The organism is Paracoccus sp. KR1-242 (assembly GCF_049446195.1).
Lineage (GTDB): Bacteria > Pseudomonadota > Alphaproteobacteria > Rhodobacterales > Rhodobacteraceae > Paracoccus > Paracoccus broussonetiae.
In genome coordinates this window covers 104,526-118,038 of the sequence record NZ_JBMSED010000014.1, presented here as the reverse complement: position 1 = coordinate 118,038, position 13,513 = coordinate 104,526, and the positions used below count along the sequence as shown (strand labels likewise).

The following is a 13,513-nucleotide window of genomic DNA, read 5'->3' as shown; positions in this document are numbered from 1 at the left end:
AATCCGGTCTAACTTCGGAACAAACCGGCATTGGCCATTTCACTGTGCCGGGACTAGCTTCCCGCCGAATTTCATGCAGGCGATGGATATGACGCGGCACATTTTTCTGAACGGTTCCTATGTCCCTGAAGATCAGGCGAAAATCTCGGTCATGGATCGGGGCTTCCTGTTCGGCGACGCGATCTATGAGGTCACGGCGCTGGTCGACGGGCACCTGATCGACAACGGGCTTCACCTTGCCCGCTTTGCGCGCTCGCTGGCGGAACTTGGCATTCCGCTGCCGATGCCTCTCGAAAACGTGCGCGAAATGCAGATCGAACTGATCCGCCGCAACCAGATGACGGACGGGACCGTCTATCTTCAGGTCTCTCGTGGCGAGGCCGAGCGCAACTTCCATCCGGCGGCGGGGCTGAGCCCGACCTTCGTGGCCTTCACCCAGCCGGCCAAGCTTTATGACACCCCGGCGCAGCGGGACGGCATTGCGGTTGCGCTGATGAACGATCCGCGCTGGGAACGACGCGACATCAAGACGGTCATGCTGCTGGGCCAGGTCATCGCCAAGGTCGCGGCCCGGGCGGACGGGTTTTCCGATGTCTGGCTGCACGAGGATGGCTGCATCACCGAGGGCGCGTCTTCGACCGCCTTCATCCTGACCAAGTCGGGCACCGTCGTCACCCGGCAGAATTCCCATGCCATCCTGCCCGGCTGCACCCGGCGCGCGGTGCTGGACCTTGCCGAACAGCGCGGGCTTGCCATCGAGGAACGCCCCTTCACCATCGCCGAGGCGCAGAACGCCGCCGAGGCGTTTCTGACCAGCGCGTCAAGCCTTGTCATCCCGGTGGTGAAACTGGGCGACAGCGTGATCGGTGACGGACAGCCGGGCCCGGTGACGCGCCATCTGCAAGAGATCTATCTTGCCGCGGCGCGGGCCTGCGAAAAGGTGATCTGAACCCTTCCGGCGGGGACTGGAAAAAGGGGCCGGTTGGCCCCTTTTTGTTGTCTTGGGACGGCTTATGCGCCCCAGGTCCGTTCCAGCACCCGGATCCAGTTGCCGTGGGTGATCTTCGCCAGGTCCGCGCCCTGGTATCCGCCCTGCGCCAGCACGTCGGTCAGTTTCGGAAGGTCTGCGGCGTCCCGGATCGCGGCGGGAATGGTGGTGCCGTCGAAATCCGAACCAAGCGCCACGTGGTCGATGCCAATGCGATCGACGATATAGTCGACATGACGAACGATCTGCTCAAGCGGCAGGGAAAGGTCTCGCTCACCCGTCGGGTTCAGGAACATGACCCCGAAGTTGATCCCGACAAGGCCGCCGGTATCCTTGATCGCGTCAAGTTGACGGTCGGTCACGTTGCGGCTGTGCGGGCAGATCGCGTGGGCATTCGAATGGGACGCGACCAGCGGCGCGTCCGAGATTTTGGCGATGTCCCAGAAGCCGGCATCGTTCATGTGCGACAGGTCGACCATGATCTTCAACTCGTTGCAGGCACGGATCAGGGCCTTGCCATGCGCGCTGAGCCCCGGCCCGATCTCGGGCGTCGAGGGGAAGCGGAAGGGCACGCCGAAGGCGAAGATGTTCGGACGGCTCCAGACCGGCCCGATCGAGCGCAGCCCGGCATTGTGCAGCAGGTAGAGCAGGTCCAGATCGGCGCCGATTGCCTCGACCCCCTCGATGTGGAAGACCGAGGCAAAGGCGCCCGTGTTCATCGCTTCCCGGATATCGGCGGCCGAGCGGCAAAGCTTCAGCCCGCCCCTGGACTCGCGCTCGATGCGGACCAGCAGCCCGGCCATCGCGGTCGTGACCTCCAGCGCTTCCTGCCGGGACGGGGTCGGCCAGTTGCCATCCGAGTCCAGAACCCGCTCGGAAGGGACGTAGATCGCGCAAAGTCCGCCGGCGAGATTGCCCTTGCGGGCGCGGGGAAGATCGATGTGACCCACCTCTTCTCCGTCGATGAACCTGCGGGCCGCGTCGGGGCCGCCACTACGCCACAACCGCAGCAGAACATCGTTATGGCCGTCGAAAACGGCGCTGTCGGAAAGGTCGGTCATCTCTGTTCTCCCACGGATAGTGGGGCGTTACTCGACCTCCGGCCGCTTCGGCGCAACCGCGGAATTCGCAGCGTCAGTGCAGGTGCGTCATTGTAACCTATTGATCTGAAAATACTATGCAAATGCAGACTGATCCAAGGCGGAATTGGCATTGGCAGGGGGCAAAAGCGACATGTTACCGCGCGTCCCGTAGCGGATCCGTGCGATGCCGCTGTCTTGACTCGTCAGAAGAACCGGTGTCTGGACCCCACTTCGTCCATTCGAACGGTCCGTGAACTTAGGGATTCAACCATGCTTTCCAGACGTCATTTCCTTGTCGGGGCCGCTGCATTCCCGGCAGTGTCCTATCTGTCGCTCGGCACGGCCTTCGCCGCAAACCCCAAAAGCGTGCTGGTCGCCGCGCAGCAACTCGACAACATGACGAGCCTTGACCCGCATGAAAGTTTCGAGGCCATCGGCTCGGAAATCTGCGGCAACATGTATCACAAGCTGGTTCATCCGAACCTTGACGATCCGAACAAGGTCGACCCCAAGATCGCGGAAAGCTGGACCGCCAGCGAGGACGGCAAGACCTTCACCTTCAAGATCAAGTCGGGCATCAAGTTCTCGTCTGGCGGCGACCTGACCGCCGAGGATTGCGCCTGGTCGCTGCAGCGCTGCGTGTCGATGAACAAGGGCCCGGCCTTCATCATCACCCAGTTCGGCTGGAACGCCGAAAACGCCGCCGAGATGATCAAGGCAACCGACGCGCAGACGCTGGTGCTGACCACCGCCGCGCCGACCTCGATCGCCTTCCTGCTTTACTGCCTGTCGGCCAACGTCGGCTCGATCGTCGAAAAGGCCGTGGTCATGGCCAATGCCCAGGGCGACGACTGGGGCAATGCCTGGCTGCAGAAGAACTCGGCCGGTTCGGGCGAATTCGTGCTTCAGGTCTGGCGTCCCAGCGACACCGTCTCGCTGCAGGTCAACCCGAACGGCGACTACAAGGGCGACCTGAAGCGGGTGATCCTGCGCCATATCGTCGATCCCTCGGCCCAGCTTCTGATGCTGCAGAAAGGCGACGTGGATATCGCGCGCAACCTGACGAGCGAGCAGTTGAAGACGCTGAAGGACGATCCTTCGGTCGTGCTGGTGCGCAAGTCCACCGCCTCGCTGAACCTGATCTCGCTGAACGTCTCGAACGAGAAGCTGAAGAACCCGAAGGTCTGGGAAGCGGTGAAATGGGCGCTCGACTATGACGGCATCCAGAGAAACATCCTGCCGATGACCCACGAGGTCCATCAGTCGATCATTCCCGACGGTCTGCCGGGCGCACTGAAGGACAACCCGTTCCAGAAGGACGTCGCCAAGGCCAAGGCGCTGCTGGCCGAGGCCGGCTTCCCCGAGGGCTTCGAAATCAAGATGGACCACTATTCGGCGCAGCCGCACCCGGCAATCGCCCAGACCGTTCAGGCCAACCTGGCCGAGATCGGCATCAAGGTCACGCTGCTGGCCGCAGAAAACCGCCAGGTCCTGACCAAGATGCGGGCGCGCGAGCACGAGATGGCGCTGTCGGCCTGGGGCACGGACTACTTCGATCCGAACTCGAACGCCGATGTCTTCTGCATCAACACGGACAACTCGGACGGTGCCGCGACCAAGCCCTTCGCCTGGCGTTCGCATTTCCAGGACGACAAGATCGCCGAGATGGCGATCTCGGCTCGTGACGAGGCCGATCCGGCCAAGCGCGTCGAGAAGTATCTGGAACTTCAGAAGTTCTACAGGGAGAACAGCCCCTTCGCGATCATGATGCAGGGCTCGGTGACGGCAGCGTGCCGCCCGGACGTGACCGGCGTGCTGCTGGGAACGCTTCCCGACAGCAACTCCTATGCGGGAACCACCAAGGCGTGAGCAGAACACTGAAAACTGCGGGCAGCCTGCTCGGCAGCGTCCTTGCGACGCTGTTCGGGCTGGCTGTCGTCACCTTCATGATCGGGCGGGTGATGCCGGTCGATCCCGTGATCGCGGCGGTGGGCGACAATGCGCCCGAAGCCGTGATCGAGCGCGTGCGCGTCGAGATGGGGCTGGACCAGCCCCTGATCGTCCAGTTCGGCCACTATATCTGGCAACTCCTGCACGGCGATTTCGGCAAGTCGATCCTGACGCAGAACCCGGTCACGACCGACATCGCGCATTACTTCCCCGCGACAATGGAGCTGGCGACCTATGCGTTGATCATCGCCGTCGTCATCGGCGTGCCGCTTGGCATCCTTTCGGCGGTGAAGCAGGGGTCAGTCGTCGATCAGGTCATCCGTGTCCTCTGCCTTGCCGGGCACTCGATCCCGGTCTTCGTGCTGGCGCTGCTGGCGCTTCTGATTTTCTATGCCGCGCTTGGCATCGCGCCGGGACCGGGCCGACAGGACATCATCTTCCAGGACATGCTGCCCAGCGTCACTGGGTTCCTGACCGTCGATGCGCTGCTGGCGCGGGACATGGATGCGTTCCGCGATGCCTTGGCGCATCTGGTGCTGCCAGTGACGGTGCTCAGCTATTTTTCGATGGCCTATATCACCCGGATGACGCGCGCCTTCATGCTTGATGCGCTGAAGGGAGAATTCATCGTCGCGGCCCGCGCCAAGGGGCTGTCGATGACACGCGTGATCTTCGGCCATGCCTTCCCGACCGTCGCGGTCCAGCTGATCACCGTGATTGCGCTGACCTATGCCGGTCTGCTGGAAGGCGCAGTCGTGACCGAGACCGTGTTCGCATGGCCGGGTCTGGGCCAGTATCTGACCATCTCGCTGCTGAACGCGGACATGAACCCGGTCATCGGGGCGACGCTGCTGATCGGCCTGATTTATGTCGGGCTGAACCTTCTGGCCGATGTTCTCTACCGCGTGTTCGACCCGCGCGTTCAATAAGGGCCAACGAACATGCTGAGCAATTTCCGCGCCTGGGCGCTGGACGACATGCCCACCTCGCGCGCACAGGCGGGGTGGGGCCGCCGCTATCGCACCTGGCTTGCGCTGCGGCGCAACCCCCTGGCGATGATCGGGCTGACCATCATTGCCGCCGCGATCCTGCTGGCGATCTTCGCACCACTGCTGGCTCCTTATGACCCGGCCCTGCAGAACCTGGACAACCGCCTTGCCCGCCCCGCGGCCGAACATCTTTTCGGCACGGACGAGCTGGGACGCGACATCCTGTCCCGCATCCTTTACGGCGGGCGCGTCACGCTGGGGATGGTGATTTCGGTCGTCGTGCTGGTCGCGCCGATCGGCTTGGCCGTCGGCTGCATCGCCGGCTATTTCGGGGGCAAGGTCGATGCGCTGCTGATGCGCGTGACCGATGTCTTTCTGGCCTTCCCGCGCCTGATCCTGGCGCTGGCTTTCGTCGCCGCGCTGCGGCCCGGTGTCGAAAGCGCCATCCTTGCCATCGCGCTGACGGCGTGGCCGCCCTATGCGCGGATCGCGCGGGCCGAGACGATGACCATCCGCAACAGCGACTTCATCGCGGCCTGCCGTCTGACCGGCGCCTCGCGCTGGCGGATCGTCATGCGTCACATCGCGCCGATGTGCATCCCTTCGCTGATCGTGCGGGTGACGCTGGACATGTCCTCGATCATCATCACGGCCGCGAGCCTTGGCTTCCTTGGCATGGGCGCGCAGCCACCTTCGCCGGAATGGGGTGCGATGATCGCGACGGCGCGGCAATACATGCTGCAGCAATGGTGGGTGGCAGTTGCGCCCGCGGTGGCGATCCTGCTGACCTCGCTGGCCTTCAATTTTCTCGGCGACGGTCTGCGCGACGTCCTCGACCCCAAGCAGAACTGAGGAGGCGACATGCAGGTTGATATCCAGAACCTCCGCATCGCCTTCGAGCGCGACGGCAAGCGGTCCGAGGCGGTGCGCGGCATCTCGTTGTCGCTGGGGCGCGAAAAGCTGGGGATCGTCGGCGAGTCCGGTTCGGGCAAGTCGCTGACGGCGCGGGCGCTGATGAAGCTTCTGCCGAAGACCGCCCATGTCACCGCGGATCGGATGCAGCTTGGTGAAACCGATATCCTGTCCGCGCGCGAAAAGGACATGCGCAAGATCCGCGGCAAGCGCGTCGGCTTCATCCTTCAGGATCCGAAATATTCGCTGAACCCGGTGAAAAGCATCGGCACCCAGATCGGCGAGGCCTGGCGCGAGCACAAGGGCGGATCGCGCAGGCAAGTGCGCGAGGCCGTTCTGGACCTGCTGGATCAAGTCAAGATCCGTGACCCGAAGAAGGTGTTCGACAGCTATCCGCACGAGATCTCGGGCGGCATGGGGCAGCGCGCGATGATCGCGATGATGCTGGCCCCCGACCCGCAGCTGCTGATCGCGGACGAACCCACCTCGGCACTGGATGCCACGGTCCAGGCCGAGATCCTGAAGCTGATCGACGATCTTGTCGAAAGCCGGGGCATGGGCCTGATCCTCATCAGTCACGACCTGCCGCTGGTCTCGCATTTCTGCGACCGGGTGTCGGTCATGTATATGGGGCGGGTGATGGAAGAGATGCGCGCATCCGAGCTTCTGCGCGCCCAGCACCCCTATACGCGGGGTCTGCTGAACGGGATGCCGTCGCTGCTTCACCCCAAGCGCCGCCTGCCGGTGCTGCAGCGGGATGAGGAATGGCTGAAGGAGAAGGCCCGATGAGCGCGCCGATGATCGACATTCAGGATCTGCGGATCGCATTCTCGGGGCAGGAAGTCGTCAAGGGCGTCAACTTTTCGGTCGCGCGGGGCGAAAGCTTCGGCATCGTCGGCGAATCCGGCTCGGGCAAATCCACGGTCCTGCGCGCGTTGGCCGGGTTGAACGAACACTGGTCGGGCCGGATGCTGATCGACGGGGCAGAGCTTCCGCATCGTCGTCCGCCGGAATTCTTCCGCAAGGTCCAGATGGTGTTCCAGGACCCCTTCGGTTCCCTGCATCCGCGCCAGACCATCGACCGCATCCTGTCCGAGATCCTGCTGGTCCATCGCATCGGCGATGTCGATGGGCGCATCAACCGGGCGCTGTCCGCTGTGGCCTTGCCGCAATCCGCGCGCTTCCGCTATCCGCACCAGCTATCGGGTGGGCAAAGGCAGCGCGTGGCGATCGCGCGCGCGCTGATCTCGGAACCGCAGGTGCTGCTGCTGGACGAGCCGACCTCGGCGCTGGACGTGTCGGTCCAAGCCGAAGTGCTGAACCTGCTGGCCGACCTGCGCGAGGAAAGAGGCCTGACCTATGTCATGGTCAGCCACAACCTTGCGGTCATCAGCCACCTTTGCGATCGCCTGGGCGTCATGCAAGGCGGTCAGATGGTCGAGCAATGCACGGCCGATGAGCTGCGGGAGGGCCGGGTCAACCATCCCCATACGCAGGAACTGCGCCGCCTGAGCGTGGCGCTGGAAGAAGTCGAAGGCTAGGGAAACGGACGGGATGAGTGTGCTGAACTGGGCGGCCGCCGAAGCGGCCTTGCTGGCATCGGTCGCCTGGGACGGGGATGAACCGGGCGGCGCGGTCATCCTGTTCGATCGGGGCGGCCTGCGCGCATCGCGCGCGGCGGGTGTCGAAAGCCTTTCGACCTTTGCCCCTTTCGGGATCGACACTGTGGTGCGCTATGCCTCGGTGACGAAACATGTCTTTGCCAGCTTCGTGCTGGCCCATCCCGATGTGATCTCGCTTGACGATCCGCTGGGCAAGCACCTGCCCCGGCTGGCCCCGGCCCTGGCACCGGTCACGGTGGGTCGCGCGCTGGACATGTCGGGCGGTATTCCCGACACCCGCGAATGCCTGACCCTGATCGGCCTCTCCATCTTCAGCGAGACGACGGCGCCCGAACTGCTGGCCTTTCACGAAGGGATGGCACGCCTGAACTATCCGACCGGCACCGAGGTCCATTACTCGAACGGCGGCTATCGTCTGGTGGAAGAGGCGATGCGCGCCCACGGCCTGTTCTTTGACGATTTCCTGCGTCGTGAGCTGCGCGAGGGTCGGGGCATCCAGATGCTCGCGGCCGAGATGTGGACGGACCCGGTCGCGGGGCTTGCCACTGGCTATTGGCACGACGGCGCGTCCTGGCGGATGGGTCTGCAGGGGATGCACCTTTCGGCGGCGGGCAGCCTGATCGGCAGCGGGCGCTCGCTCGCGGAATGGGGCCGGGCGCTTCTGGCGGGAGAAGGCAGCTTTGCCGGACGCCTTGCTGCGCTGACGGCGACCCGCCATCTCGCCGATGGGCGGGCCACGGGCTATGGGTTGGGAATGCGCCGCCAGATGGTCGGGCAGCGCGAGCTGGTCGGGCATGGCGGTTCGCAGCCGGGCTTCAAAAGCTATCTTCTGCTCGATCCCGAAACCGGGACCGGCTGCGCGGTCGTCTCGAACCGGGACGACACCAACGGGTCGGGGCTGGCGGCGCAGGCGATGGCTGCGCTTCTGGGCGAGACACTGCCCGAAGCGGGATCAGACCTTGTCCCCGGCCTTTATGCCGCCGCCGAGGGCGCGGACTGGATCGAAGTTCGCGATGCGTCGGTCACACGCCTTGATGACGAGGTTGCGGTTTATCCGGTTGTCGGCGGTGGGGTCGACAGCATGTCCCCCACCTCGCGGCTTGAATTGCGGATGGAGGGCGATGCCGTCGTGGGCGAGGTCGGCCATTCACCCGCCCGCTTCCTGCCCGCGCAGGCCGAACTCGTTCCCGCGGATCTTGCGGGCGCTTGGCTTTGCGAGGAATTCGGCGCCGTGCTGGAGATCCGCGACGGGGCGGTGGTCATGGGTGCCGGGCCGAAACGCCGCGCCATGCCGTTGCAATCGCTGGGGGGCGGCCGCTTCCTGTTTACGCTGACTGACGGCCCCTGGACCCGGCGCGTCTGTCTGCACCGCGTCGGGCCGGATCATGTCGATCTGGTTCTGTCGCGCGCACGGATGATCCGTTACGCCCGGCGCGGCTAAACGCTTTCGCAGGCCCCCGGGGGCCGGAGCGCGTCATTTTCCCGGCGGCGGATCGGGAATCCTGCGCTGGTCCAGCCTGAGCTGCAGGAAAGCCAGATCCAGCCAGCCGCCGAATTTCGTGCCCACTTCACTGAGCAGCCCGACCTGCTGGAACCCCAGTTTTTCGTGTAGCCGGATCGAGCCGGTATTGCCCGCCTCGATTCCGGCGACCATGACATGCTTGCCGATTGCCCGCGCGCGGTCGATCAGCGCCTCCATCAGCGCCCGGCCCAGACCCGCGCCGCGCTGATCGGCGCGGACATAGACGGAATGTTCGACCGTGTGGCGATAACCCTCGAAGGCGCGCCAGTCCCCGAACGAGGCATAGCCCAGCACATCGCCCCCCTCGCCCATTGCCACCAGCACTGGATAACCCGCCCGCGCTCGGTCTGCGAGCCAGGCTTGCCGGTTCGCAAGGTCCACCAGGGTTTCGTTCCAGATCGCTGTCGTGTGCTCGACAGCGTCGTTATAGATCAACATGATCCCTTCGAGGTCACCCTCGGACGCATCGCGAATATGCATGGTCAGTCCCGCCGCCATCAAACCGTCCGAATGTCCACTATGTTAGACGATTGGTCAAGGTTTCCCGGCGCCCCGCATCAATCATTCCGCAAGACAGTGACGGCGTAGATGCAAGGGAACTTGCCCGGATTGCGGAAGATGCAATCGGCAGGCGGGCCAAGCTGCAGACAATCGCCAGCGTTCAGGCGATGCCGAACCGGCCCTTCATCGAACTCCAACTCACCCTCGAGCACCCAGATCAGTTGCCGCTGGAATGCATAGGCAGATGCCGGCATAGGAACGTGCTTTCCTGCGGGCAGGACTATCTGGACCAGATCAAGCGGCAGGTCCGAGCGGGGCGAAATTTGCCTGCGAATATAGCCGGTTTCCGAATCGATCCAGACAGGCTGATCAAGCCTGCGCATCAGGTGACCGCCCGCTGCTTCGGCGCGCGCCAGCAGGGCCGACATGCTCAACCCGAAAGCCCCCGAAAGCTTGCCGAGCAGATTGGCGGTCGGGCTGCTGGTCCCCCGCTCTACCTTGTGGATCATCGCGCGCGAGACGCCTGCCCGCTCGGCCAGGTCGGTCAGGGACCAATGGCGGCTTTCCCGTTCCGCGCGGATGCGCGCGCCAATCCTGATGTCGATGTCATTCTGCTGCATCGTGATACAATAGTAGACAATCCTGCGATCCGGCAAGCCTCATCTTCCACTCGGCCCGAAGGAGTGCCGATAGGTTGGTGCAAATGCGTCTCATTTAGAAGTAATTGTTTTTATTGACTTAAATCTCCGTATGACCTACCCCGCCCCTATCGGGGAGTAGCGACACCGGAAACGGTGGAGGCACGTCAACATACTCGCGGAACATTCCGCGTGGCGTGTCCGGTCCTTGGGACTTTGCGAGACCGTGGCGAGGGGACTCTGCGGGCGGGGTCCGTCCATCGCTCGGTTCAGCCCAGAGGAATACATCATGTCCCCGATTTCCATCGGCGTCCTTGCCGTCTCGATGTCCATCGACGCCTTCATCGCCTCGGTTGGAAAAGGTGCCTCGGCGCGTCGTCCCAGTTTTGGCAATGCGATCCGGACCGGTGCGATCTTTGGCCTTGTCGAGACGATCACCCCCGTGATCGGTTGGAGCGCCGGAGTCGCAGCCAGCCAGTATGTTGCGCAGGTCGATCACTGGATCGCCTTCCTGCTGCTGGCGGCGGTCGGCGTCCACATGGTCTTTCAGGCCTGGGCGCGGGATGCCGAGGAAGAAGCCGGCCCATCTTCGCTTTGGACCACGATTGGCACCGCTGTCGGCACCTCGTTGGACGCAATGGCGGTCGGGGTCTCACTTGCCTTCCTGGATGTGAACATCTTCATCATCGCCAGCGCCATCGGCCTTGCGACCATGGTGATGAGCTCGACCGGAATGCTTGCCGGGCGCTTCCTTGGCAAGCGATTTGGCCGGGTCGCAGAGGCGGTCGGCGGCTGTGCCCTGTTCGGGCTGGGTGCGCTGATCCTGTTCGAGCATCTGACTGCGGTTTGATTTGCGCAATGCGGCCCCCCGATCGGTGGGGGCCGCGAAATCGCTCAGCTCGTCCTGACGCGACTGATGATCGTCAGGACGGCGGTCGCGAGGATCAGGCCGCTGGCCAGAAAGACGCCCCGCGGCCCTGAAACCTCCAGCAAGGCCCCGCCCAGACCCGCGCCGCTTGCGATGGCGAAGTTGATGGCGGCGACGATCAGGCTGCCCCCTGCCTCTGCCTGATCCGGCATCGAGCGCGTGATCCAGGTCGACCAGGACACCGGAATCCCGGCAAAGACCAGCCCCCAAAGCGCAACCAGCGCGGCATCCATCATCGGGATTCCCCCGAAGCTGGTCAGAAGCAGCGCCAGCGTCGCCATGACCAGCGGCAGCAGGATCAGGGCAAGCCGCAAGGAGCGTTCGATGACAAAGGCCACCAGATAGGTGCCTGCAAAGTTGGCCAGACCAAAGCCGAAAAGGATCGCTGTCACGCCATCGATCCCGACCCCAGTCACTGTTTCAAGGAAGGGGCGGATATAGGTGAAGAAGGTGAAGTGACCGGCAAAGACCAGAAGCACCGCGATCATGCCGATGCCGATCCCCGGTCGAGCGAGCACCTGAAACAGCGTGCCCATGCGGGCCGATCCCTGCGCGGGCAGCGGCGGCAGGGTGACTGATTGCACGAACAGCGCCAGCACCGCCAGACCGGTCGCCGCCACAAAGACGCCACGCCAGCCGATCAAAGCGCCAAGATAGCTGCCGACCGGCACGGCAAAGACCGTGGCGGCCGAGACCCCCATGAACATGATGGCCAATGCGCGGGGAATCGAATCCTCGGGGACCAGCCGCATCACGGTGGCGACCGACAGGCTCCAGAACCCGCCAAGCGCGATCCCCATCAGGATGCGGCCGACCAGCAGCACGCCCAGGCCCGGCGCGCTGGCGACCAGAAGGTTCGATACGATCAGCAGAACCGACAGGCCCATCAGCACCCAGCGCCGGTCCAGGCCCCGCACCAGAACCGACACGAACAGGCTGGTGACCAGCGCGACCAGTGCGGTTGCAGTAACGGCCTGCCCCGCCGCGCCCTTGCTGATCTGCAAGCCCTCGGCCAGAGGCGTCAGCAGGCTTGCGGGCAGGAACTCGGCCGTCACCAGCGCAAAGACACCCAGTGACATGGAAAGGACCGCACCCCAGGCAGGACGATCCGGTGCGCCGACATCCGGGGCGACTGAAAAATCTGTTTCGATCAATGATGTATCGGTGGCCATGATCCGGTCCTTGCTTTCCGTGGCTTCAAGGATCTGAATTTGGCTGGATCGGCCGGACAAACCATGCCAGTTTATCCGGCATGTTTGATCGAAAATCCGAAACGCCGGAAATCCGTGATGCCGTCAGTGAACTGCTTCTGGGGATGCGGCTGCGCGGCGCGCGCTACTGGCGGCTGCGGTTGTCGCCGCCCTTCGGGATCAATTTCCATGCCCATGACGGCGCCAGGTTCCATTTCATCGGCCAGGGAGAGGCGCTGCTGATTCTGCCGCAGATGGCACCGCGCCTGATGAAGGCGGGGGACGCCGTCCTGATTCCGCGGGGGCACCCCCACCAGCTGCTTTCGGGTTCGCGCGTCACGTCGCGGGATTTCGACAGCTTCACGCCCGAAACGCTCTGCCCCGCCTTTTGCGAGATCAAGGCCTGCGATTCCCAGGCGTGCCGGACAGGCGACACGACCATCCTGACCGGCGCGATGGAACTGGACCTGGTGACCATGCACCCGCTGGTCGGGCTGATGCCCCAGGCGATGACCGTCGGCGCCCTGCTGGACCGCCAGCCCGAGATGCACGCCATCCTGTCCGCAATGGAGACCGAGATGGCGCAGGACCGGCCGGGATCGGCGGGCGTGCTGGCGCGTCTGGCCGATGTCATCTCGGCACTGATCGTCAGGGGATGGGTGGAATGCGGCTGCGACAGCGCGTCCGGTGTGATTACCGCGCTGCGCGATCCCCGGCTGGCCCGCGTTCTGGTCGCGCTGCACAAGGATCCGGGCCGCGACTGGGACATTCCGGCCATGGCGGGCCTGATGGGGGCATCCCGTTCGGTCTTTTCCGACCGTTTCTCCGAGATCGTCGGCGTCAGTCCCTCGCGCTATGTGACCGAGTTACGGATGCGGATCGCGGCCCAATGGCTGGAGCAAGAGGGCAGCTCGGTCGCCGATGTCGCCTTCAGGCTGGGCTATGGGTCGCAGGCGGCCTTCACCCGTGCCTTCCGTCGAGTGATCGGCGTCTCGCCCGGTCGTCAGCGGCGAAGATCGCTGGTTCAAGCGGCGGGCTGAAGCGGGACTTCGGCCCCTGTCCTTTTGAGTTGCACACAGCCCCCACGGCCCGCCGAAACTCGCCCGGCCGCGGCCGGATTGGCATGTCGGTTCGTGATCGGGATTGACAGGATCGGACATCGGTGCGCAAATGCAGTTGCAAAGCATTCGC

At 64.2% G+C, this 13,513-nt stretch carries 13 protein-coding genes and 1 riboswitch; of the genes, 9 read left to right on the top strand and 4 right to left on the bottom strand.

Going from position 1 to position 13,513, the window contains the following annotated elements; all coding sequences use genetic code 11:
* Positions 1–88: 88 nt before the first annotated feature.
* Entirely contained in the window at positions 89–949 is an 861-nt protein-coding gene (locus tag ACO2Q4_RS20135) for a D-amino-acid transaminase (protein ID WP_423321468.1), read from the top strand.
* Positions 950–1,011: 62 nt separating this feature from the next.
* Here the strand turns inward: ACO2Q4_RS20135 and ACO2Q4_RS20130 are convergent, their stop codons facing one another.
* Positions 1,012–2,049 carry a dipeptidase gene (locus tag ACO2Q4_RS20130; protein WP_423321466.1) on the bottom strand — a complete coding sequence of 346 codons (1,038 nt, stop codon included), beginning with the start codon at positions 2,047–2,049 and terminating at the stop codon, positions 1,012–1,014.
* 291 nt (positions 2,050–2,340) lie between these two features.
* On the opposite strand from ACO2Q4_RS20130, the gene ACO2Q4_RS20125 reads away from it, so the two are divergent.
* Genes ACO2Q4_RS20125 through ACO2Q4_RS20100 form a run of 6 tightly spaced genes read left to right on the top strand, consistent with a single transcriptional unit; the run spans position 2,341 to position 8,984 of the window.
* Positions 2,341–3,939 (top strand): ABC transporter substrate-binding protein, encoded by a 1,599-nt coding sequence (locus ACO2Q4_RS20125; RefSeq protein ID WP_423321464.1) that lies wholly within the window; start codon positions 2,341–2,343, stop codon positions 3,937–3,939.
* Positions 3,936–4,949 (top strand): ABC transporter permease, encoded by a 1,014-nt coding sequence (locus ACO2Q4_RS20120; protein WP_395135571.1) that lies wholly within the window; start codon positions 3,936–3,938, stop codon positions 4,947–4,949. The genes ACO2Q4_RS20125 and ACO2Q4_RS20120 overlap by 4 nt, the downstream gene beginning before the upstream one ends.
* Positions 4,950–4,961: 12 nt before the next feature.
* On the top strand, positions 4,962–5,861 hold the full coding sequence (nikC, locus tag ACO2Q4_RS20115; protein ID WP_311761118.1) for a nickel transporter permease: 900 nt from the start codon (positions 4,962–4,964) through the stop codon (positions 5,859–5,861).
* Positions 5,862–5,870: 9 nt separating this feature from the next.
* Positions 5,871–6,710: an ABC transporter ATP-binding protein gene (locus ACO2Q4_RS20110; RefSeq protein WP_423321461.1), complete on the top strand. Its 840-nt coding sequence runs from the start codon at positions 5,871–5,873 to the stop codon at positions 6,708–6,710.
* Entirely contained in the window at positions 6,707–7,462 is a 756-nt protein-coding gene (locus ACO2Q4_RS20105) for an ABC transporter ATP-binding protein (protein ID WP_423321459.1), read from the top strand. The genes ACO2Q4_RS20110 and ACO2Q4_RS20105 overlap by 4 nt, the downstream gene beginning before the upstream one ends.
* Positions 7,463–7,475: 13 nt before the next feature.
* Entirely contained in the window at positions 7,476–8,984 is a 1,509-nt protein-coding gene (locus ACO2Q4_RS20100) for a serine hydrolase domain-containing protein (RefSeq protein WP_423321457.1), read from the top strand.
* Positions 8,985–9,017: 33 nt separating this feature from the next.
* Here the strand turns inward: ACO2Q4_RS20100 and ACO2Q4_RS20095 are convergent, their stop codons facing one another.
* Positions 9,018–9,545 carry a GNAT family N-acetyltransferase gene (locus tag ACO2Q4_RS20095; protein ID WP_423321455.1) on the bottom strand — a complete coding sequence of 176 codons (528 nt, stop codon included), beginning with the start codon at positions 9,543–9,545 and terminating at the stop codon, positions 9,018–9,020.
* A 77-nt stretch (positions 9,546–9,622) separates the two neighbouring features.
* Positions 9,623–10,186, bottom strand: coding sequence for a helix-turn-helix domain-containing protein (locus ACO2Q4_RS20090; protein ID WP_423321453.1), 564 nt, complete (start codon positions 10,184–10,186; stop codon positions 9,623–9,625).
* Between the two features lie 139 nt (positions 10,187–10,325).
* A riboswitch (yybP-ykoY riboswitch) is annotated at positions 10,326–10,488 on the top strand.
* A 5-nt stretch (positions 10,489–10,493) separates the two neighbouring features.
* Here ACO2Q4_RS20090 and ACO2Q4_RS20085 point away from each other — a divergent pair.
* Positions 10,494–11,054: a manganese efflux pump MntP family protein gene (locus ACO2Q4_RS20085; protein ID WP_423321451.1), complete on the top strand. Its 561-nt coding sequence runs from the start codon at positions 10,494–10,496 to the stop codon at positions 11,052–11,054.
* Positions 11,055–11,098: 44 nt separating this feature from the next.
* On the opposite strand, the gene ACO2Q4_RS20080 is transcribed toward ACO2Q4_RS20085, so the two are convergent.
* Complete coding sequence (locus ACO2Q4_RS20080; RefSeq protein WP_423321449.1) at positions 11,099–12,304, bottom strand: MFS transporter; 1,206 nt, start codon at positions 12,302–12,304, stop codon at positions 11,099–11,101.
* 80 nt (positions 12,305–12,384) lie between these two features.
* Here ACO2Q4_RS20080 and ACO2Q4_RS20075 point away from each other — a divergent pair, with 80 nt between their 5' ends.
* A complete protein-coding gene (locus tag ACO2Q4_RS20075) occupies positions 12,385–13,362 on the top strand; it encodes an AraC family transcriptional regulator (protein ID WP_423321447.1) in 978 nt (325 codons plus the stop codon).
* The last annotated feature ends 151 nt before the right edge of the window (positions 13,363–13,513 follow it).

Coding starts and splice junctions, on each gene's coding strand:
- ACO2Q4_RS20095 (WP_423321455.1), bottom strand. CDS start 9,545: ATGCATATTCGCGATGCGTCCGAGGGTGACCTCGAAGGGATCATGTTG.
- ACO2Q4_RS20085 (WP_423321451.1), top strand. CDS start 10,494: ATGTCCCCGATTTCCATCGGCGTCCTTGCCGTCTCGATGTCCATCGAC.
- ACO2Q4_RS20100 (WP_423321457.1), top strand. CDS start 7,476: ATGAGTGTGCTGAACTGGGCGGCCGCCGAAGCGGCCTTGCTGGCATCG.
- ACO2Q4_RS20135 (WP_423321468.1), top strand. CDS start 89: ATGACGCGGCACATTTTTCTGAACGGTTCCTATGTCCCTGAAGATCAG.
- ACO2Q4_RS20110 (WP_423321461.1), top strand. CDS start 5,871: ATGCAGGTTGATATCCAGAACCTCCGCATCGCCTTCGAGCGCGACGGC.
- ACO2Q4_RS20130 (WP_423321466.1), bottom strand. CDS start 2,049: ATGACCGACCTTTCCGACAGCGCCGTTTTCGACGGCCATAACGATGTT.
- ACO2Q4_RS20075 (WP_423321447.1), top strand. CDS start 12,385: ATGTTTGATCGAAAATCCGAAACGCCGGAAATCCGTGATGCCGTCAGT.
- ACO2Q4_RS20105 (WP_423321459.1), top strand. CDS start 6,707: ATGAGCGCGCCGATGATCGACATTCAGGATCTGCGGATCGCATTCTCG.
- ACO2Q4_RS20125 (WP_423321464.1), top strand. CDS start 2,341: ATGCTTTCCAGACGTCATTTCCTTGTCGGGGCCGCTGCATTCCCGGCA.
- ACO2Q4_RS20080 (WP_423321449.1), bottom strand. CDS start 12,304: ATGGCCACCGATACATCATTGATCGAAACAGATTTTTCAGTCGCCCCG.
- nikC (WP_311761118.1), top strand. CDS start 4,962: ATGCTGAGCAATTTCCGCGCCTGGGCGCTGGACGACATGCCCACCTCG.
- ACO2Q4_RS20090 (WP_423321453.1), bottom strand. CDS start 10,186: ATGCAGCAGAATGACATCGACATCAGGATTGGCGCGCGCATCCGCGCG.